Raw genomic sequence first — 18,164 nt, 5'->3', positions numbered from 1 at the left:
CGGCCAACGGCCAACGGCCAACGGCCAACGGCCAACGGCCAACGGCCAACGGCCAACGGCCAACGGCCAACGGCCAACGGCCAACGGCGGCGGACCTGCTCCGCAGCAGAAGGTTTGACGCCGGACCGAACACGCGCAACGCGGCGCGCGCCGCCGCGTTCGATCACCCCGTTTCCTTTCCGTTGCGGACCCTTTTGTCACAACCACCACGATCATCCCGACCGCCACGATGCCCGAAATCGTCACCATCACGCCGAACCCCGCCGTCGACGTCGCGACGTCCGTCGATCGCATCACCGACACCCGCAAGTTGCGCTGCGCGCCGGCGCGGCGCGATCCGGGCGGCGGCGGGATCAACGTCGCGCGCGTGCTCACGCGCCTCGGCGCCGATTGCTCGGCGCTCTATCTCGCGGGCGGCGATACCGGTCGCGCGCTGCGCGGCCTGCTCGCCGACGAAGGGGTGCGCGCGAGCTGCATCGACGTCGCCGGCGAGACGCGAGAAAACTTTTCGGTGCTCGAAACATCGACGGGGCGCGAATTCCGCTTCGTGCTGCCGGGCCCGGCGCTCGCGCCCGACGAATGGCCGCGCTGCGTCGACGCGCTCGCGCGGCTCGCCGACGCGTCGCGCTATCTGGTGATGAGCGGCAGCTTGCCGCCCGGAATGCCCGACGATTGCTACGGCCGGCTCGCGCGGCTCGCGAACGCGCGCGGCGTGCGCACGGTCGTCGATACGTCGGGGCTGGCGCTCGCGGCCGCGCTCGATGCGGGCGTCTATCTGGTGAAGCCGAGCCTGGGCGAGCTGCGCGCGCTGACCGGCCTGCCGCTCGACGACGACGCCGCGCGCCTCGCGGCCGCGCGCGCGATCGTCGGCAGCGGGCGCGCGCAGATCGTCGCGCTGACGCTCGGCGACGCCGGCGCGCTCGTCGTGTCGCGCGACGATGCGGTGCGGCTGCCGGGCGTGAAGGTCGCGGTGCGCAGTGCGATCGGCGCGGGCGACAGCTTCGTCGCGGGGCTCGTCGCGGCGCTCAACCGTGGCGCGAGCGTCGCCGATGCGTCGCGCTACGCGCTAGCCGCGGCGTCGGCTTCGCTGCTGAGCGCGGGCACCGCGCTGTGCGCGAAGGAGGACGTCGAGCGGATCTATCGGGAATTGCCGGGAACGGTCGACGCGTAGCGCCTGCCCGCCCGGCCCCTTTCGGCATCCTCGCTTCGGGCCGCGCGTTGCGATTCGGCCCCGATGCCCGGTTTCGCCGGCCGCGCGGACGCGATCGCTTGCATTAGCGCGAGAGGGCCGATTCACAACCTGCGGCGCAACCTGCGGCGATGCCGGTGGCAGCTGCGTCGGGCGATCACTCGCCCGACAGCCGGGAGGCGTCCGATCGCCGAGGCACCGCCCGCGGCGCCGGCGCGTGGCGCGCGACGCTCAGCGCAAGCCGTGCGGTGCGCGACGCGGCGGATCAGGCGGACGGTCCGCGCCTCCCGCCCCGGAACGACGCGCATCGAGCGGTCGGGAGGCCCGAAGGACCGCCCGACCGGTCCGAGCGCTCACGCATGCAACACCGATGCCGCATCCGTTGCGATCACCTGCTCCTCGTCTGTCGGCACGACGAGCACCGCGACGCGGCTCGCGTCGCGGCTGACGATCTCCGCGTTGCGCGCGTTCGCGTGAGAATCGAGCTCGACGCCGAGCCAGCGCAGCCGCTCGCACACGGCGGCGCGCGTCTCGGCCTGATGCTCGCCGATGCCCGCGGTGAACACGAGTGCGTCGAGGCCGCCGAGCGTCGCCGCGAGCCGCGCGGTCTCGCCGGCGATCCGGAATGCGAACAGCTCGAGCGCGTCGCGCGCGCCGGCCGACGGATCGGCGAGCAGCACGCGCGCGTCGCCGCTCACGCCGGACACGCCGAGCAGGCCGGAGCGGTGATACAGCATCTGCTCGACCTCGTCGACCGAATGGCCGAGCATCTTCTGCAGATGCAGCACGACGCCCGCGTCGAGCGCGCCGCAGCGCGTGGCCATCGGAATGCCGTCGAGCGTCGAGAAGCCCATGCTGGTGTCGCGGCTCACGCCGGCGTCGAGCGCGCAGAGGCTCGCGCCGCTGCCGAGGTGCGCGGCCACGATCTTGCCGCGCGCGAGCGCCGGGTGCCGCTCGCGCAGCCGTCCGGCGACGTACCGGTACGACAGCCCATGAAAGCCGTAGCGCTTGACCCCTTCGTCGAACAGCGCGCGCGGCAGCGCGAAGCGCCGCACGAGATCGGACTGGGTGCGGTGGAACGCGGTGTCGAACGACGCGACCTGCGGCAGATGCGGCCGCAGACGGCGCAGCGCGCGAATCAGCCGCACGCTCTGCGGCTGGTGCAGCGGCGCGAGCGGCACGAGCGCCGCGATCGCGTCGAGCGTGCGATCGTCGATGCGCACCGGGCCGTCGAACGCGTCGCCGCCGTGCACGACGCGATGGCCGACCGACACGAGCTCGTGCAGCGACAGATGCGCGGCGATCCAGTTGAGCGCCTCGTCGAGCACCTCGTGCAGATCGTCGGTGACGGGCGCGGCGAGCGGCACCGTGCGCGCGTCGCCGCCGTTCGCGTATTCGAACTGGAGCGGCGTGCGGTTGAAGTCGATCTTGCCGCGCCCGAGCGGCGCGGGCTCGCCGTTCGCGACGCTGTAGAGGCCGATCTTCAGCGTCGACGAGCCGGCGTTGAACGTCAGCAGCAGCGGCTCGCTCATGACGCGAGCGCGCCGGCGCGCGTCCTCTCGGCGACGAGCTTCGCGAGCGCGGCGGACGCGATCCGCACGCGCAGGCTGTCCGCGCGGCTCGTCAGGATGATGGGCAGCCGTGCGCCGAGCACGAGGCCCGCGCCGTCGGCGCCCGCGAAATACATCAGTTGCTTCGCGAGCATGTTGCCCGCCTCGAGGTCGGGCACGAGCAGGATGTCGGCGTCGCCCGCGACGGGCGACGCGATGCCCTTCGACTGCGCGGCGATCGCGCTCACCGCGTTGTCGAACGCGAGCGGCCCGTCGACGATCGCGCCCGCGATCTGTCCGCGCGCGGCCATCACGGTGAGCGCGGCCGCGTCGAGCGTCGAGGGCATCTTCGGGTTGACGGTCTCGACCGCCGCGAGCACCGCGACGCGCGGCCGCTCGACGCCGAGCACGTGCAGCAGGTCGACCGCGTTCTGGCAGATGTCGCGTTTTTGCTCGAGCGTCGGCGCGATGTTGATCGCCGCGTCGGTGATGACGAGCGGCTTCGGATACGCGGGCACGTCCATCGCATACACATGGCTGATGCGCCGCTCGGTGCGCAGCAGCGACGCCGGGCCGACGACCGCGGCGAGCAGCTCGTCGGTGTGCAGGCTGCCCTTCATCAGCGCGGCGACCTGGCCCGCGCCGCCCATCTCGACCGCGCGCGCGGCGGCCGCGTGGCTGTGCTCGACCGCTTCGATCCGCACGCCCGCGAGATTCACGCCGGCCGCCTCGGCGGCCGCGCGGATCTTCGCCTCGGGGCCGATCAGGATCGGATCGATCAGGTTCTCGTCGCGCGCGTCGATCGCCGCGCGGATCGCGTCGGGCGAGCACGGATGCACGACGGCGGTGCGCAGCGGCGGCTGCTCGCGCGCGTCGCGCACGAACGTCTCGTAGCGGTCGTGGCGGCGCACCGCGACTTCCGGCCCCGGCACGCGCTCCCACGTGAGCGGCTTGTCGGGCGCGATCACGGTGGCGGTGCCGCGCAGCACGACCTGGCCGTCCTGGTTCGTGCAGCAGGTGTCGAGCAGCACGATCCGCTTCTCCGGACGCTTTTCCTTGACGGTCACGGTGGCCGTGACCGTGTCGCCCGGCGCGACCGGATGCCGGAACTCCAGCGTCTGGTCGAGATAGATCGTGCCCGGCCCCGGCAGCTTCGTGCCGAGCACCGCGGACACGAGCGCGCCCGTCCACATTCCGTGGACGACGACGTGGCCGAACAGGTCGTGCGCGGCGAACGCCGCGTCGAGGTGCGCGGGGTTCACGTCGCCCGACATCGCGGCGAACAGGTCGATGTCGTCGCGCGACGCCATGCGCACGACCGACGCGCTGTCGCCGATCGCGAGCGAGTCGAACGGGCGGTTCTGCAGGATTTCGCGGTCCACGCGGCGCTCCTTATTTCTGGAACACGTAGGTGCCCGGCGCGTCGCCGAGCGCGTGCGCGCCGGGCTTGCCGAGCGGCGGCGGCGCGACGCGCTGCGTGCTCGAATGCCCGGCGAGCCACTTGTGCCACGCGGGCCACCACGAGCCCTCGAAGTCCGTCGCGCCGGCGAGCCATTCGTCGGGCGAGATGTTCGGCGCGTCGGCGGCCGTGAGCTTCATCCGGTAATGGCGCTTCGGATGGCCCGGCTCGCTGACGATGCCCGCGTTGTGGCCGCCCGCCGTCAGCACGAACGTCACGTCGCTGTCGGTCAGGTAGTGGAGCTTGTAGACCGAGCGCCACGGCGCGATGTGATCGTGCTCGGTGCCGACGGCGAAGAACGGCGCGCGGATGTTGTGCACCGACACCGTTTGAGCGTCGATCACGTAGCGGTTGGTCGCGAGATCGTTGTCGAGGAACAGGTGGCGCAGATATTCGGAGTGCATCCGGTACGGCATGCGCGTCGAATCGGCGTTCCACGCCATCAGATCGATCATCGGCGTGCGCTCGCCGAGCAGATAATCGTGGACCACGCGCGACCAGATCAGATCGTTCGACATCAGCAGCTGGAACGATCCCGCCATCTGGTGCGCGCCGAGGTACCCCCGCTCCCACATCATGCTCTCGAGGAAATAGATCTCGCTGTCGTCGATGAAGAGCTGCAGCTCGCCCGGCTCGGCGAAGTCCGTCTGCGCGGCGAGCAGCGTGATCGACGCGAGGCGCTCGTCGCGCGCGTTCGCCATCGCCGCGGCCGCGAGCGCGAGCAGCGTGCCGCCGAGGCAGTAGCCGGTCGCGTGAATCTTCGCGCCGGGCACGATCTTGCCGATCGTGTCGAGCGCGTCCATCACGCCGAGCCGGCGGTAGTCGTCGATGCTCAGGTCGCGATCGCTCGCGTCGACGTTGCGCCACGAGATGCAGAACACCGTGTGCCCCTGGTCGACCAGATAGCGGATGAGCGAGTTGTGCGGCGACAGATCGAGGATGTAGTACTTCATGATCCACGCGGGCACGATCAGGACGGGCTCCGCGTAGACGTCGGGCGTCGTCGGCCCGTACTGCAGCAGCTCGATCAGGTGATTGCGGAACACGACGCGCCCGGGTGCCGTCGCGAGATCCTTGCCGACCTGGAAGCGCTCGACGCCCGCGGGCGGCTGCTTCGTCAGAAGGCGGCGGACGTCGTCCAGATAATTCCACGCGCCTTGCGCGAGATTCGCGCCGCACGACAGCACGGTGCGCTGCAGGACTTCCGGATTCGTCGCGACGTAGTTCGCCGGAGCGAGCATGTCGAGCATCTGCCGCGCGGTGAACGCGACGACGTCCTCATGATGCGGCGACACGCCGGGCACGTCGCGGGTCGCCGCGCGCCACCATTGCTCGGCGAGCAGGAACGTCTGATTCCAGAAGCGGAACGGCTCGAGTTGCCATGCGTTCGCGCGGAAGCGCCGGTCGCCCGGCGACGGTTGCGCGGGCGCGTTGGGCGCGTGCCCGGTCGCCGCTTCGAACAGGTATTCGGCGAGCTGCACGGCGTGCTTCGTCGCGAGCGTCGCGAGCTCCGCGCGCTTGCCGGGCGCGGCCGCGAGGTGAATCAGCCAGTCCGACAGCGCGAGCTGCAGCGACGCGGGCGACAGGCCCGACGTCAGCTTCGCGAGCGACGCCTCCTTCGCGAGATCGAAGATGCGATACGGGCTTTCCGGCGCGTACGACGCGGGCGGATGGGCGGGCGGCGGCGCGGCGGGCGCGCCGGGTTCGGGGGTGTGGCGTGTATCCATCGGGCTTCCTTCGGCTGGCGCTGCGCGGGCGACGGCATGACGAAGTACGGCGGCCGATGCGGCGGCCGCGCGCGAAGCCGCGCCGCGGGCGTTGCCGCCCGCCGCTCGCTTCGACCGCATGCGTCGACGATCACTGACACGGCCACTGTAGCCACGCATAGGTCTGTGGAATCTGATTTGCATCAATGACGGACGCCGCGGCAATCGCGTCGCCGCCGCGCGTTTTCGCACGGATCGTTTCGCTTCGCGCGATGGATCGTTTCATCTGGCGATTTCCCGTTTCTTGACCGAGATCAGCCGGCGGGCGCCGCCCGTCGTTATGGTGAAGCCATCGACGAACCACTCAGGCGGGAGCGAGCGTGGCGGAACTGCATGCGACGAATGGCGAGACTGCGGCGCAAGCGGCGCGCGACGGGCGCGTCGTCGCGGTGCGCGGCGCGGTCGTCGACATCGCGTTCGACGGCGGCGTGCTGCCCGCGCTGAACGACGCGCTCGTCATTCCGGTCGACGGCGCCGCGCCGATTCTCGCCGAGGTGCATGCGCACCTGAGCGGCACCGCGGTGCGCGCGCTCGCGCTCGGCCCGACGGGCGGGCTCAGGCGCGGCGCCGCCGCGCGCGCCACGGGCGGGCCGATTCGCGTGCCGGTGGGCGACGCGGTGCTCGGCCGTCTGTTGACCGTGACGGGCGAGCCCGGCGACGACGGCGCGCCGCTCGCGGCGGGCGTCGCGCGGCGGCCGATCCATCGCGGCGCGCCGCCGCTGTCCGAGCAGAAGAGCGCGACCGCGCTGTTCGCGACCGGCATCAAGGTGATCGACCTGCTCGCGCCGCTCGCGCAGGGCGGCAAGGCGGCGATGTTCGGCGGCGCGGGCGTCGGCAAGACGGTGCTCGTGATGGAGCTGATTCATGCGATGGTCGAACGCTATCGCGGGATCTCCGTGTTCGCGGGCATCGGCGAGCGTTCGCGCGAAGGCCACGAGATGCTGCTCGACATGCGCGGCTCCGGCGTGCTCGGCCGCACGGTGCTCGTCTACGGGCAGATGAACGAGCCGCCCGGCGCGCGCTGGCGCGTGCCGCTCACCGCGCTCGCGATCGCCGAGCATTTTCGCGACGAGCGCGCGCAGAACGTGCTGCTCCTGATGGACAACGTGTTTCGCTTCGTGCAGGCGGGCGCCGAGGTGTCGGGCCTGCTCGGGCGGTTGCCGTCGCGGGTCGGCTATCAGCCGACGCTCGCGAGCGAGGTCGCGGCGCTGCAGGAGCGGATCGCGTCGGTCGAGGGGGCGGCCGTGACGGCGATCGAGGCCGTGTACGTGCCCGCCGACGATTTCACCGACCCCGCCGTCACCGCGATCGCCGCGCACGTCGACAGCATGGTCGTGCTGTCGCGCGCGATGGCGGCCGAAGGGATGTATCCGGCGATCGATCCGGTCGCGTCGTCGTCGATCCTGCTCGATCCGCTCGTCGTCGGCGACGGGCACGTCGAGGTGGCGATCGAGGTGCGCCGCGTGATCGAGCACTACCGCGAGCTGCAGGACGTGATCGCGCTTCTCGGCATCGACGAGCTCGGCGCGGACGATCGGCGCATCGTCGGCCGCGCGCGCCGGCTCCAGCGCTTCCTGACGCAGCCGTTCGCGGTGACCGAGGCGTTCACGGGGCAGGCGGGCGCGTCGGTCGAGATCGCCGACACGATCGCCGGCTGCCGCGCGATCCTGCGCGGCGATTGCGACGATTGGCGCGAGAGCTCGCTGTACATGGTCGGCACGCTCGACGACGCGCGGCGCAAGGAAGAGGCCGCGCGCGACGCGGACGCGCGGCGCGATGGCGCGAGCGGCGCGGCGGGCGCGCATCGCGCGGGCGGCACGAAGGGCGCAGATGGCGTGAAGGGCACGAACGGCGCAGATGGCGCGGACAGCGTGCAGGGCGCGATCGGTTTGAATGAATTGGCGGGTTCGACGAACACAACGCGTTCGACGGAGACGAATGGCGCGAACGGCGAGAACGGCGAGAACGGCGAGAACAGCGGCGCCTCGGCTTCTCGCGGCGAGAAGGCGGGCGCGAGCGGCGCGAATGCGGCGAAGGCCGCGACAACGAACGCCGCCGCGAGCGATCGCGAGGCCGCCGAGACGCGCGCGCCCGCACCCGGCCCCGACGCGCCGCAAGGAGCGCCACATGCCCGCTGAGCTGCGCCTCGTGATCGCGACGCCTGCGCGCGTGTGCGTCGACGATTTGCCGATCGTGTCGCTGCGCGCCGAGGACGCGAGCGGCTCGTTCGGCATCCGCGCGGGCCACGTCGACTTCGTCACGCTGCTGCGCGCGTCGGTCGTGCGCTGGCGCACCGCCGCCGACACGCGCAGCAGCGCGACGCATGACGTCACGCATTACGCGGCGATCGACGGCGGCGTGCTGCGCGTGACGCGCGGCTCGCGGATCGAGATCGCGTGCCGCGAGGCGGTGCTCGGCGAGTCGCTCGCCGAGCTCGACGCGATCGTGCGCGGCGTGCGCGCGGCGCAGCTCGACGAGAAGCGCCGCGCGCGGGTCGACGAGACGCGGCTGCACGCGCAGGCGATGCGGCGGCTCCTCACGTATCTGCGGCCCGAGCATGCGAAGGACGGCATGCTCGCGCCGCTCAAGCCGGAGACGCTCGAATGACGAAGCCTCGCCCGGCCGATGCGAAGCGCGACGCGGGAGCGGATGCCCGTGCCGGCGCGAAGCCCGCGGCGGCGTCCGCGGCGGGAGACGATGCGAAGCGCGCCGGGCCGCCCGCCGCGCGGGACGTGTCGAAGCGCGACGCGCCGCCGCCCGCCGGCACGGCGCGAACGCCCGCCGCCGACCGCGTCGAACAGGCGGCGCGCACGGCCGCGAAGCGCGCGGCGCGCGGCGCGCGCGATCCGGAGCCGTCGCTCGGCCGGCGCCTCGCGCAGATCGGCGTGCTCGGCTGGACGATCCTCGCGCCGACGCTCGCCGCGCTCGCGCTCGGCCGCTGGCTCGACCGCGCGTTCGCGTCGCGCGTGTTTTTTTCCGCGCCGCTCTTGATGTTCGGCGCGGCGCTCGGTTTCTGGCTCGCATGGCGCTGGATGAAAACTCAACAAGAAGGAGATCGCGATGATTGAAATGTGGGAAGCCGCGCGCGCGTCGTTCGACGGCGTCGCCGTCGCGATCGGGCTTGCAGCGGGGCTCGCGGCGGGCGCGTGCCACTTCGTATCGCTCGGCTGGAACAGCCGCTTGTTCGTCGCGGGCCGCGCGGGCGCGGCGCTCGCGCTGCAGCTTCTGCGGATCGCGCTCGCGGTCGCGGTGCTCGTCGTGCTCGCGCGCGCGGGCGCAGGCATGCTCGTCGCGGGCTCGGCGGGCTTCCTCGCCGCGCGCTCGATCGCGGTGCGCCGCGCGCACGCGCTGACGGGAGCGTGACGATGAACGCGTCGCCGCTGTCGACCGTGCCGGTGTTCTCGATCGGCCCCGTCGGCATCTCGGAGCCCGTGCTCGCGACGTGGGCGATCATGGCGCTGCTCGTCGCGCTCGCGCTTGTCGCGCGCAGGCGGCTGAGCGTCGACGCGCCGTCGCGGCTGCAAAGCGTGCTCGAGCTGTTCGTCGCGACGATCGACGCGCAGATCGCCGACACGATGCAGACGCCGCCCGCGCGCTACCGCGCGTTGATCGGCACGATCTTCGCGCTCGTGTTCTGCGCGAACAGCGCGTCGCTCGTGCCGGGCGTCGAGCCGCCGACCGCGCATCTGGAGACCGACGCCGCGCTCGCGCTCGTCGTGCTCGCCGCGACGCTCTATTACGGCGTGCGCGTGCGCGGCCTGCGCGGCTATCTCGCGACGTTCGCCGAGCCGACCTGGGTGATGATTCCGCTGAACGTCGTCGAGCAGCTGACGCGCACGTTCTCGCTGATCGTGCGCCTGTTCGGCAACGTGATGAGCGGCGTGTTCGTGATCGGCATCGTGCTGTCGCTCGCCGGTCTGTTCGTGCCGATTCCGCTGATGGCGCTCGATCTGCTGACGGGCACCGTGCAGGCGTACATCTTCATGGTGCTGTCGATGGTGTTCATCGGCGCGGCCGTGTCCGGTGAAGAAACTTCCGCGCCGCGGCGCGGGCAGGAGAACTCATGAACAATCTCATCGAAGTGGTCAGCATCGCGGCGGCCGCGCTCGCGGTGTCGTTCGGCGCGATCGGTCCCGCGCTCGCGGAAGGGCGCGCGGTCGGCGCGGCGATGGACGCGATCGCGCGGCAGCCGGATGCGTCCGGCACCGTGTCGCGCACGCTGTTCGTCGGGCTCGCGATGATCGAGACGATGGCGATCTACTGCCTCGTCGTCGCGCTGCTGCTGCTGTTCGCGAATCCGTTCGTCAAGTGACGGGGAGACGGCGATGCGAATCGACTGGTCCACGCTCGCGCTGCAGGCGGTCAACGTCGTCGTGCTCGTGTGGCTGCTGTCGCGCTTCCTGTTTCGGCCCGTCAGCGACATCATCGCGAAGCGCCAGGCCGCCGCGCGCAAGCTGATCGACGACGCGGCGCACGAGCGCGACGCCGCGCGCGCCGAGCACGAACGGGCGCGCGCCGAGCGCGCGTCGCTCGCCGCGGCGCGCGACGACGCGTTGAAGGACGCGCTCGCGCAGGCGGGCGCCGAGCGCGAGCGCCTGATCGAGGCCGCGCGCGCCGACGCGCTGGCGCTGCGTGAAGCGGCGCGCACGCAGGCGCAAGCCGACGCCGCGCAGCGCGCGAAGGAGCTCGACGCGCGCGCGACGCGCCTCGCCGTCGACATCGCCGCGAAGCTGCTCGCGCGGCTGCCGGACAGCGCGCGCGTCGCGGGCTTCGTCGACGGCGTGGCGGCGTCGCTCGCGCGACTGCCGGCCGACGTGCGCGCGTCGCTCGCCGCGAACGACGCGCAAGTGCGGCTCGTCGCGCCGCGCGCGCTGACCTCGCAGGAGGCGGCCGCGTGCCGCGCGGCGTTCGCGGCGAGCGTCGGGCGGCCGCTCGAGGCCGACGTGCGCGTCGATCCAGCGCTGATCGCGGGGCTCGAGCTCGAATCGAAATACGCGAACGTGCGCAACAGCCTGCGCCAGGATCTCGCGACCATCGAGGCGGCGTTGCTGAACGACGATGACGCAAACCATTGACGCAACCGAGGCGGGCTGGCTCGCGCGCCGCCGCGACGCGCTCGCGCGCGTGTCGCTCGCGCCCGTCGCGCAGGCGGTCGGGCGGGTCGAGCGCGTCGCGGACGGGATCGCGTTCGTGTCCGGCCTCGAGGACGCGATGCTCAACGAAGTGCTGCGCTTCGACGGCGGCGTCACGGGTTTCGCGCACACGCTCGACGAGGATCTGATCAGCGTCGTGCTGCTCGATCCGGATGCGAGCGTCGAGGCGCAGGCGGCCGTCGCGCGCACGGGCGCGGTGCTCGAAGTGCCGGTCGGGCGGCAGCTGCTCGGGCGCGTCGTCGATCCGCTCGGCCGCCCGCTCGACGACGGCGCGCCGCTCGGCGCGGCCGGCACGCTGCCGATCGAACGCGCCGCGCCCGCGATCATCGAGCGCGATCTCGTGAGCGAGCCGCTCGACACCGGCGTGCTGATCGTCGACGCGCTCTTCACGATCGGGCGCGGCCAGCGCGAGCTGATCATCGGCGATCGCGCGACCGGCAAGACTTCGCTCGCGATCGACGCGATCGTCAACCAGCGGCACTCGGACGTGATCTGCGTGTACGTGGCGATCGGCCAGCGCGCGAGCGCGGTGCAGCGCGTGATCGACGCGGTGCGCCGCTACGGCGCGCCCGAGCGCTGCATCTTCGTCGTCGCGCCGGCCGCGTCCGCGCCGGGGCTGCAATGGATCGCGCCGTTCGCGGGCTTTTCGATCGCCGAGTATTTCCGCGACCGGGGGCAGCACGCGCTCGTCGTCGTCGACGATCTGACGAAGCACGCGGCGACGCACCGCGAGCTCGCGCTCCTCACGCGCGAGCCGCCCGGCCGCGAGGCGTACCCGGGCGACATCTTCTACGTGCACGCGCGCCTGCTCGAACGCGCGGCGAAGCTGTCGGCGAAGCTCGGCGGCGGGTCGCTGTCCGCGCTGCCGATCGCGGAGACCGACGCGGGCAACCTCGCCGCGTATATTCCGACCAACCTGATTTCGATCACCGACGGGCAGATCGTGCTCGATTCGGCGCTGTTCGCGGCGAACCAGCGGCCGGCCGTCGACGTCGGGCTGAGCGTGAGCCGCGTCGGCGGCAAGGCGCAGCATCCGGCGCTGCGCGGCGCGTCGGGCCGCCTGCGGCTCGACTACGCGCAATTCCTTGAGCTGGAGGCGTTCACGCGCTTCGGCGGGCTTACCGACGCGCGGCTGCGCGCGCAGATCACGCGCGGCGAGCGGATTCGCGCGTCGATCACGCAGCCGCGCTTTCGCGCGCTGCGCACGCTCGACGAAGTGGTGCTGCTGAAGGCGCTCGCGGCAGGCGCGCTCGACACGATGCCGCCGGATCGCATCGCGCCGTTGCGCGAGCGGCTGCCGTCGTGGCTCGACGCGCGGATCGCGGCGCTGACGCCGGCGGGCGCGCCGCCGCGCGACTGGCTCGCGGACGACGCGGCGCTCGCGACGCTCGTGGAATCGGTCGGCGAGCTGCTCGAACGGATCGCGGCTGACGCCGCGCATCTCGCGGCGGGGCATATGCGTTCGGAAGACGCGGCGGGCGACATGGGCGGCGGGCTCCGCGGCGACGACGGCGAACTGGGGAGCGGCCGCGATGCGCCTGCCGACGCGGCGCGCGCCGAACCTGCGCCGCCGCGCGACGCCGAAGCCGACGCGGAGCGCAAGCGATGAGCGACAAGCTTGCCGCGATCGAAGCGCGCACCGACACCGCACGCCAACTGCAGACGGTGATCGGCGCGATGCGGGGCGTCGCCGCCGCGCGCGCGCACGAGGCGCAGCAGCGCTTGCCGGGAATCCGCGCGTCGGCGGCGACGGTCGGCGCGGCGATCGGCGACGCGCTGTCGGCCGGCGCGCCCTCGCGTGACGCCGCGCCCGCACGCCGGGCCGCGCCGAACGCGCGGCTCGTGATCGTGATGTGCAGCGAGCAGGGATTCGTCGGCGCATACAACGCGCAGATGATCGAATATGCGACGCGGCCCGACGGGGCCGCGTCGCGCGAATACATGATGGTCGGCACGCGCGGCGCGATGCTCGCCGAGGCGGGCGGCGTGCCGCTCGTCTGGAGCACGCCGATGGCGTCGCACGCGGACGACGTCGTGCACCTCGCGAACCGGATCACCGATGCGCTCTACGCGCATCTCGCCGAGCGCGGCGCGCAGCCGGTGTCGATCGTCCACGCGATGCCGGGCGCCGCGCAGCGGCTCGACGTGATCGAGCGCCGCCTGCTGCCGTTCGACTACGCGCGCTTCGACAGCGCGCCGCGCGCGCAGCCGCCGCTCGTGCATCTGCCGCCCGCGGCGCTGCTCGCGGAGCTCGCGCAGGCGTACGTGTTCGTCGAGCTGTGCGAAGCGGCGATGCTCGCGTTCGCGGCGGAGAACGAGGCGCGCACGCGCGCGATGATCGCCGCGCGCGAATCGGTCGAGCGTACGCTCGGCGAGCTGCTGCAGGCGTATCGGATCGCACGGCAGGACGAGATCACGGCGGATATCGTCGAGTTGGCGGCGAGCGCGCTTTGAATGGGGACGCGAACGAGTCGCGCGGAGCCGGACGCGGCGATGCCGCGCGCGTGCGTCTCGACGATAGGCGCGCACGCGCGCGATGATCGCCGCGCGCGAATCGGTCGAGCGCACGCTCGGCGAGCTGCTGCAAGCGTATCGGATCGCGCGGCGGGGCGAGATCACGGCGGATATCGTCGAGTTGGCGACGCGCGCGATGCGAGTGCGGAAATGCTCACGGCGTGACGTCGCGCGACTCGGCAAGGCCGGCTTCGCAGCCGTCGAACTCGGCGCGTATCCGGTGTGATCGTCGCCGGATCGCACGCTCGGCATCGTGCTGCCGCGCGCTCGCGCTCGTCGGCGACGCACGGCCGAACGGTTTCGATACCCGCGCGTGCGGCGAATCGATCGCATCCGCGGCGAACGGCCGCGCAAGCGGCGAATCGTGTGCGGAACCGCGAGCCGATTGGTGCGCCGATTCGCGAGCCGACTTGTGCGGCGACTCATGCGGCGACCCACGCACCGACCCACACACCGATTCACGCGCCGATTCACGCGCCGATTCACGCGCCGATTCACGCGCCGATTCACGCGCCGATTCACGCGCCGATTCACGCACCGACTCATGCACCGACCCACGCACCGACCCACGCGCCGACTCATGCACCGACTCACGCACCGACTCATGCGCCGCGCGCACCCGACATGCCGCGGCGCCGCGCAACGCAAGCGAATCGTCAACGGAACCGCGCGACGCGCCGAGCGCGGTTGACGCACGTCAATGACCGGCGCCGTGCGTGATCGATACTCGATCGGGCATCGAACCAACCAGGAGCGACAGATGGCGCAATACATGAAAGCCGCGGTGGTGCACGCATTCGGCGAACCGCTTCGCATCGAGGAAGTCCCGGTGCCGACGCCGGCACCGGGCCAGATTCTCGTGAACATCAAGGCATCGGGCGTGTGCCACACCGATCTGCACGCGGCCGACGGCGACTGGCCCGTCAAGCCGACGCTGCCGTTCATTCCGGGGCACGAGGGCGTCGGCTTCGTCGCGGCGGTCGGAGAGGGCGTCAAGCACGTGAAGGAAGGCGATCGCGTCGGCGTGCCCTGGCTCTACACCGCGTGCGGCCATTGCGAGTATTGCCAGACCGGTTGGGAGACGCTGTGCCACGAGCAGCAGAACACCGGCTATTCAGTGAACGGCAGCTACGCGGAATACGTGCTCGCCGATCCGAACTACGTCGGCCATCTGCCGAGCAACGTCGCGTTCGACGAGATCGCGCCGATCCTCTGCGCGGGCGTGACCGTCTACAAGGGCATTCGCGTGACCGACACGCGCCCCGGCCAGTGGATCGCGATCTCGGGAGTCGGCGGGCTCGGGCACGTCGCGGTGCAGTATGCGAAGGCGATGGGGCTGCACGTCGTCGCGGTCGACGTCGCGCCGGAGAAACTCGAGCTCGCGCGCAAGCTGGGCGCGGCGTTCGTCGTCGACGCGTCGAAGGACGATCCCGCCGCGGTGATCCAGAAGGAGATCGGCGGCGTGCACGGCGTGCTCGTGACGGCCGTGTCGCGCGGCGCGTTCGCGCAGGCGCTCGGGATGGTGCGGCGCGGCGGGACGATCTCGCTGAACGGATTGCCGCCGGGCGATTTTCCGCTGCCGATCTTCTCTACGGTGCTCAACGGGATCACGGTGCGCGGCTCGATCGTCGGCACGCGGCGCGATTTGCAGGAGTCGCTCGATTTCGCGGCCGAGGGGCTCGTGCGCGCGCATATCCATCGCGACAGGCTCGAGAACATCAACAGCGTGTTCTCGGCGCTGCGGGAAGGGAAGGTCGACGGGCGGATCGTGTTGACCGGCGAGTGATGCAAAGGGGCGCGGGCGGCGGGGCCGCTTGCGCCGAGCGGATCGCGCATCGCCACGGAGCTTACGTTTCGTCTTGCCGTGGTTGTGACGCGAGCCGGGGCGTTTCTCGCGCACGTGCCGCATCGGGACGAGAAGACAGGATGGGAATCGAGGCCGCACGCGTTTGGCGGGCATTCGATCGTGCAGGAATCGCGACAGAAAAGGAAATAGAATGATCGGGTGACGGCCGCGCATCGAGATGCGCGTCGCGTCATGCGCCGCTTGCCAATCCGGGGCGACGACGGCCGCTCGCGCGGCAGGCGTTCGAGTCATGTACGAGGGTGTGACGAATCGGCGCTGCTCGCCGGTATTGCTGACGTTCAATTAGAAAAACATGAGCCAAATAAAAATCCATGTCGACCAGCGCACGCTGGCGTTTTACGGGGTAAGTCACGCGGCGTTCGAGAAACGATTGCGCGACGCGCTTTCTTTCACAAAATCGATGGGGTGGGAGATCGACGTCGTCCCGGATGCCCGGAACACGGACCATGTTCAGTATGAGGAAGCGTGGACCACAGTTTCGGCGGACGAAGTCGCGCCGTCGGATTTCGAGGAACTGATGCGCGGCATTCGTCGGGCATGGGAGGGCATGCCGAAGACCTTCTCGCAAAGCGGCGTGCAATACCGCATCCTTCCGGCTGCGGACGGCGATTGCGCCGTCATTGACGAGGCGCGACCCGACGCCCCGATTTTCACGGGAGCATGGTATGTCGTCGTGCGATTTCTGCGATTGAATTTCTCGCGCTTCGCATCTCAGGCGGATTCTCGCTAGGCCGTTCTATTCAGTACCGATCGCGATGAAAGGCGACGCGCGCCCGCCCGTTGCTCACGAGCCGCGGCGCGGCTGTCGCCGACACGCGCCGCTTGCTCCGGCGCGATTATCGGCTCGTCGCCGAAGCGTCACGCGTCGTGTCACGGAAACGCGGGAATAGTCGGATCGGTCCCTTCCAAATGGGCGTCCGGATGATGCTGCTTGATCAACGCCTCGATCTCCTCGACGCGATCGCGGTGCACGTCGATCATCATCAGCAATTCGCCTTTCTCGACGGCGTCCTCGAAGTGTCTGAGCCGGGTGTTCGGCACGCTCACGCCGATCATCGTGCCGACCCACGCGCCGAATCCCGCCCCGGCGATCGCGAACGCGACCACGGCGCCGCCCGCGATCGTGAGGCCGGCGGGCGGAAATGCGATCGCGGCCAATCCGGCGAGCGCGCCCGTGACGCCGCCGGCAGCGGTTCCACGAGCGAGCGCGGGCAGCAGATCGCTGCTTTGCGCGATCGACGCTTCGGGCAGATTCTCCAGCGGAACCTGATCATTCGCGACGACATGGATGTGCCGCCATTCGATGCGCTTGACCAATAGTTCGTCGACGATCACCCGTGCCGTGTCCGCGTCGGGCAGCAGGAAATAGATTCGTCTCATGATGACCTCTGTCAGGGGACGCCCGGGCATCCGCGTCGGACCCCATGACTTCGATGGCGTGTTGCCCGGCAAGCCGCGTGCGAGATAGGCTCGTTGTTCGAGGCCTATATGACGAAGTCTAGGTGATACGCGGGCTTCGGCAAGCGTCGCGCCGGGCGGCCGTTGGATGCGCCGAGCCATGCCGAGGCAAGCCGGGCCATTGGGCAGGCGCTGTCTTGGCTCAAGCGTTCGACGCGCTTCTCGGATGCGTAGGGAACTGGATGCCCGCTTGTCGGCCGGACTCGGTCGCCCGAGGGCAATATCCGAAGGGCCGCTCCACCGCATGTTTATCGCGGCCCCAATGGGCATGATTCGGCGCTGCTCGCGCCGTTTGCGGAAGGCGGCATCGATGAAGGCTCACTCCACGGAAGCCGTTGTTTGACAAGCGTTGTCTGCTCGTTATCGGGGAAAGGTCGGGCGGGGCTCGGATGGTCTCTCTTCCCTATCCCCCCGTCGTGCGCTCACGCGATAAACGAACGTTCCATTGACGCCGAATGCAGGAGACGGGCGGGCTGCCGATCAAATGGTGCCCGTCGGTGCTCGGCCGCGGCAGGGCAGTTCAGCCGAGCGCGGCTAAAGCCGACGTCAGGACGGCGCGCTTGAATTCCTTGGGGCGCCGCGGCAACGCCGAAAACGGGCTCAGCGCATGGCTGTACGCGACGGTTTTGCTGATGCCGTTGGCGAGCAGCAGGAACATGATCTCGGGGTCCTGCCGCGGCACCTGGCCAGCATCGATCGCATCGACGAGCAGCGGCACGAACACGTCATGAAATGGCCGCACCAAGCGCTCAATCAGGACATCGAGGCGCTCTCCCGTTTCAGTTGCGGCAGTCGAAAAAAACATGCCTACGTCCGGCGTGAGAAACACCTGATCAATCAGGAGCGACACCGCCGCCTCGACGCGCTCTCGCGGCCCTAGCCCGGGCGTCGCGCGCAACGCGGCGGTGCTGGCGATCATCGGCGCGGCTTCGTCGGCGATCTGGCCCACGACGGCGACCCACAATGCTTCCTTCGATCCGAAATGATGCGCGACGAGCGCGGGGTCCACGCCCGACAGCCGGGCAATTTCGCGCACGCTGGTCGCCTCGTAGCCGCTCTTCGCGAACGCCGCGCGCGCACTGCGAAGCAGTGCCTCGGCACCGCCCGCGTCGCTGCAGGCCGGACGACCGCGCGTGCGGCGCGGCGTGGAAATCGTCGTGCCGGGCGCGGCGGTGTCGTTCGAACGTTTCATCAGCGGCGGTGGATCG

17 protein-coding genes and 1 pseudogene are annotated in these 18,164 nt (G+C 70.9%); 12 read left to right on the top strand and 6 right to left on the bottom strand.

Annotated elements, in window-relative coordinates; translation table 11 throughout:
- The first annotated feature begins 229 nt into the window (after positions 1–229).
- Positions 230–1,171: a 1-phosphofructokinase family hexose kinase gene (locus WS91_RS01890; protein ID WP_059641787.1), complete on the top strand. Its 942-nt coding sequence runs from the start codon at positions 230–232 to the stop codon at positions 1,169–1,171.
- 371 nt (positions 1,172–1,542) lie between these two features.
- Here the strand turns inward: WS91_RS01890 and WS91_RS01885 are convergent, their stop codons facing one another.
- From WS91_RS01885 to WS91_RS01875, 3 genes are read right to left on the bottom strand one after another with little or no spacing between them, the layout of a single operon-like run.
- Positions 1,543–2,721 carry an acetate/propionate family kinase gene (locus WS91_RS01885; protein ID WP_059669635.1) on the bottom strand — a complete coding sequence of 393 codons (1,179 nt, stop codon included), beginning with the start codon at positions 2,719–2,721 and terminating at the stop codon, positions 1,543–1,545.
- Positions 2,718–4,121, bottom strand: a complete 1,404-nt coding sequence (locus tag WS91_RS01880; RefSeq protein WP_038749325.1) for a bifunctional enoyl-CoA hydratase/phosphate acetyltransferase — start codon at positions 4,119–4,121, stop codon at positions 2,718–2,720. The genes WS91_RS01885 and WS91_RS01880 overlap by 4 nt, the downstream gene beginning before the upstream one ends.
- 10 nt (positions 4,122–4,131) lie before the next feature.
- Complete coding sequence (locus tag WS91_RS01875) at positions 4,132–5,925, bottom strand: PHA/PHB synthase family protein (RefSeq protein WP_038749327.1); 1,794 nt, start codon at positions 5,923–5,925, stop codon at positions 4,132–4,134.
- Between the two features lie 359 nt (positions 5,926–6,284).
- Here WS91_RS01875 and atpD point away from each other — a divergent pair.
- The 9 genes and pseudogenes from atpD to WS91_RS35375 form a co-directional block, all read left to right on the top strand.
- Positions 6,285–7,749 (top strand): annotated as a pseudogene (gene atpD / locus WS91_RS01870) (F0F1 ATP synthase subunit beta); the annotation flags it as partial.
- 342 nt (positions 7,750–8,091) lie between these two features.
- The gene (locus tag WS91_RS01865; RefSeq protein ID WP_059669634.1) at positions 8,092–8,571 is read left to right on the top strand and encodes a F0F1 ATP synthase subunit epsilon; all 480 of its coding nucleotides are present in this window, start codon (positions 8,092–8,094) and stop codon (positions 8,569–8,571) included.
- On the top strand, positions 8,568–9,032 hold the full coding sequence (locus WS91_RS01860; RefSeq protein ID WP_038749332.1) for an AtpZ/AtpI family protein: 465 nt from the start codon (positions 8,568–8,570) through the stop codon (positions 9,030–9,032). The genes WS91_RS01865 and WS91_RS01860 overlap by 4 nt, the downstream gene beginning before the upstream one ends.
- A complete protein-coding gene (locus WS91_RS01855) occupies positions 9,025–9,327 on the top strand; it encodes an N-ATPase subunit AtpR (RefSeq protein WP_038749334.1) in 303 nt (100 codons plus the stop codon). Before WS91_RS01860 ends, WS91_RS01855 begins: the two co-directional genes overlap by 8 nt.
- Positions 9,328–9,329: 2 nt before the next feature.
- Complete coding sequence (locus tag WS91_RS01850; protein ID WP_038749403.1) at positions 9,330–10,031, top strand: F0F1 ATP synthase subunit A; 702 nt, start codon at positions 9,330–9,332, stop codon at positions 10,029–10,031.
- Complete coding sequence (locus tag WS91_RS01845) at positions 10,028–10,276, top strand: F0F1 ATP synthase subunit C (RefSeq protein WP_004187193.1); 249 nt, start codon at positions 10,028–10,030, stop codon at positions 10,274–10,276. Before WS91_RS01850 ends, WS91_RS01845 begins: the two co-directional genes overlap by 4 nt.
- 13 nt (positions 10,277–10,289) lie before the next feature.
- On the top strand, positions 10,290–11,039 hold the full coding sequence (locus WS91_RS01840; RefSeq protein ID WP_038749336.1) for a F0F1 ATP synthase subunit delta: 750 nt from the start codon (positions 10,290–10,292) through the stop codon (positions 11,037–11,039).
- Positions 11,023–12,726, top strand: coding sequence for a F0F1 ATP synthase subunit alpha (locus tag WS91_RS01835; RefSeq protein WP_156432262.1), 1,704 nt, complete (start codon positions 11,023–11,025; stop codon positions 12,724–12,726). The genes WS91_RS01840 and WS91_RS01835 overlap by 17 nt, the downstream gene beginning before the upstream one ends.
- Positions 12,723–13,571 (top strand): F0F1 ATP synthase subunit gamma, encoded by an 849-nt coding sequence (locus WS91_RS35375; protein ID WP_038749339.1) that lies wholly within the window; start codon positions 12,723–12,725, stop codon positions 13,569–13,571. Before WS91_RS01835 ends, WS91_RS35375 begins: the two co-directional genes overlap by 4 nt.
- A gap of 214 nt (positions 13,572–13,785) precedes the next feature.
- On the opposite strand, the gene WS91_RS35370 is transcribed toward WS91_RS35375, so the two are convergent.
- A complete protein-coding gene (locus tag WS91_RS35370; protein ID WP_156432261.1) occupies positions 13,786–14,274 on the bottom strand; it encodes a hypothetical protein in 489 nt (162 codons plus the stop codon).
- Between the two features lie 117 nt (positions 14,275–14,391).
- On the opposite strand from WS91_RS35370, the gene adhP reads away from it, so the two are divergent.
- The gene (gene adhP / locus WS91_RS01820) at positions 14,392–15,417 is read left to right on the top strand and encodes an alcohol dehydrogenase AdhP (protein ID WP_038749344.1); all 1,026 of its coding nucleotides are present in this window, start codon (positions 14,392–14,394) and stop codon (positions 15,415–15,417) included.
- Between the two features lie 373 nt (positions 15,418–15,790).
- The gene (locus tag WS91_RS01815) at positions 15,791–16,228 is read left to right on the top strand and encodes a hypothetical protein (RefSeq protein ID WP_038749346.1); all 438 of its coding nucleotides are present in this window, start codon (positions 15,791–15,793) and stop codon (positions 16,226–16,228) included.
- A 140-nt stretch (positions 16,229–16,368) separates the two neighbouring features.
- Here WS91_RS01815 and WS91_RS01810 read toward each other — a convergent pair whose 3' ends face one another.
- Together WS91_RS01810 and WS91_RS01805 are read right to left on the bottom strand one after the other, a co-directional pair.
- Positions 16,369–16,878, bottom strand: coding sequence for a hypothetical protein (locus WS91_RS01810; protein WP_038749349.1), 510 nt, complete (start codon positions 16,876–16,878; stop codon positions 16,369–16,371).
- 598 nt (positions 16,879–17,476) lie between these two features.
- Positions 17,477–18,148 carry a TetR/AcrR family transcriptional regulator gene (locus tag WS91_RS01805; protein WP_052145105.1) on the bottom strand — a complete coding sequence of 224 codons (672 nt, stop codon included), beginning with the start codon at positions 18,146–18,148 and terminating at the stop codon, positions 17,477–17,479.
- Positions 18,149–18,164 lie beyond the last annotated feature (16 nt).

It is taken from the genome of Burkholderia sp. MSMB1498, assembly GCF_001526245.1.
GTDB classification, from domain to species: Bacteria; Pseudomonadota; Gammaproteobacteria; order Burkholderiales; family Burkholderiaceae; genus Burkholderia; species Burkholderia savannae.
This window is presented reverse-complemented; position numbering and strand designations above follow the sequence as displayed.

Coding starts and splice junctions, on each gene's coding strand:
- WS91_RS01860 (WP_038749332.1), top strand. CDS start 8,568: ATGACGAAGCCTCGCCCGGCCGATGCGAAGCGCGACGCGGGAGCGGAT.
- WS91_RS01845 (WP_004187193.1), top strand. CDS start 10,028: ATGAACAATCTCATCGAAGTGGTCAGCATCGCGGCGGCCGCGCTCGCG.
- WS91_RS01885 (WP_059669635.1), bottom strand. CDS start 2,721: ATGAGCGAGCCGCTGCTGCTGACGTTCAACGCCGGCTCGTCGACGCTG.
- WS91_RS01865 (WP_059669634.1), top strand. CDS start 8,092: ATGCCCGCTGAGCTGCGCCTCGTGATCGCGACGCCTGCGCGCGTGTGC.
- WS91_RS35375 (WP_038749339.1), top strand. CDS start 12,723: ATGAGCGACAAGCTTGCCGCGATCGAAGCGCGCACCGACACCGCACGC.
- WS91_RS01815 (WP_038749346.1), top strand. CDS start 15,791: ATGAGCCAAATAAAAATCCATGTCGACCAGCGCACGCTGGCGTTTTAC.
- WS91_RS01875 (WP_038749327.1), bottom strand. CDS start 5,925: ATGGATACACGCCACACCCCCGAACCCGGCGCGCCCGCCGCGCCGCCG.
- WS91_RS01890 (WP_059641787.1), top strand. CDS start 230: ATGCCCGAAATCGTCACCATCACGCCGAACCCCGCCGTCGACGTCGCG.
- WS91_RS01805 (WP_052145105.1), bottom strand. CDS start 18,148: ATGAAACGTTCGAACGACACCGCCGCGCCCGGCACGACGATTTCCACG.
- WS91_RS01855 (WP_038749334.1), top strand. CDS start 9,025: ATGATTGAAATGTGGGAAGCCGCGCGCGCGTCGTTCGACGGCGTCGCC.
- WS91_RS01810 (WP_038749349.1), bottom strand. CDS start 16,878: ATGAGACGAATCTATTTCCTGCTGCCCGACGCGGACACGGCACGGGTG.
- adhP (WP_038749344.1), top strand. CDS start 14,392: ATGGCGCAATACATGAAAGCCGCGGTGGTGCACGCATTCGGCGAACCG.
- WS91_RS01850 (WP_038749403.1), top strand. CDS start 9,330: ATGAACGCGTCGCCGCTGTCGACCGTGCCGGTGTTCTCGATCGGCCCC.
- WS91_RS01835 (WP_156432262.1), top strand. CDS start 11,023: ATGACGCAAACCATTGACGCAACCGAGGCGGGCTGGCTCGCGCGCCGC.
- WS91_RS01840 (WP_038749336.1), top strand. CDS start 10,290: ATGCGAATCGACTGGTCCACGCTCGCGCTGCAGGCGGTCAACGTCGTC.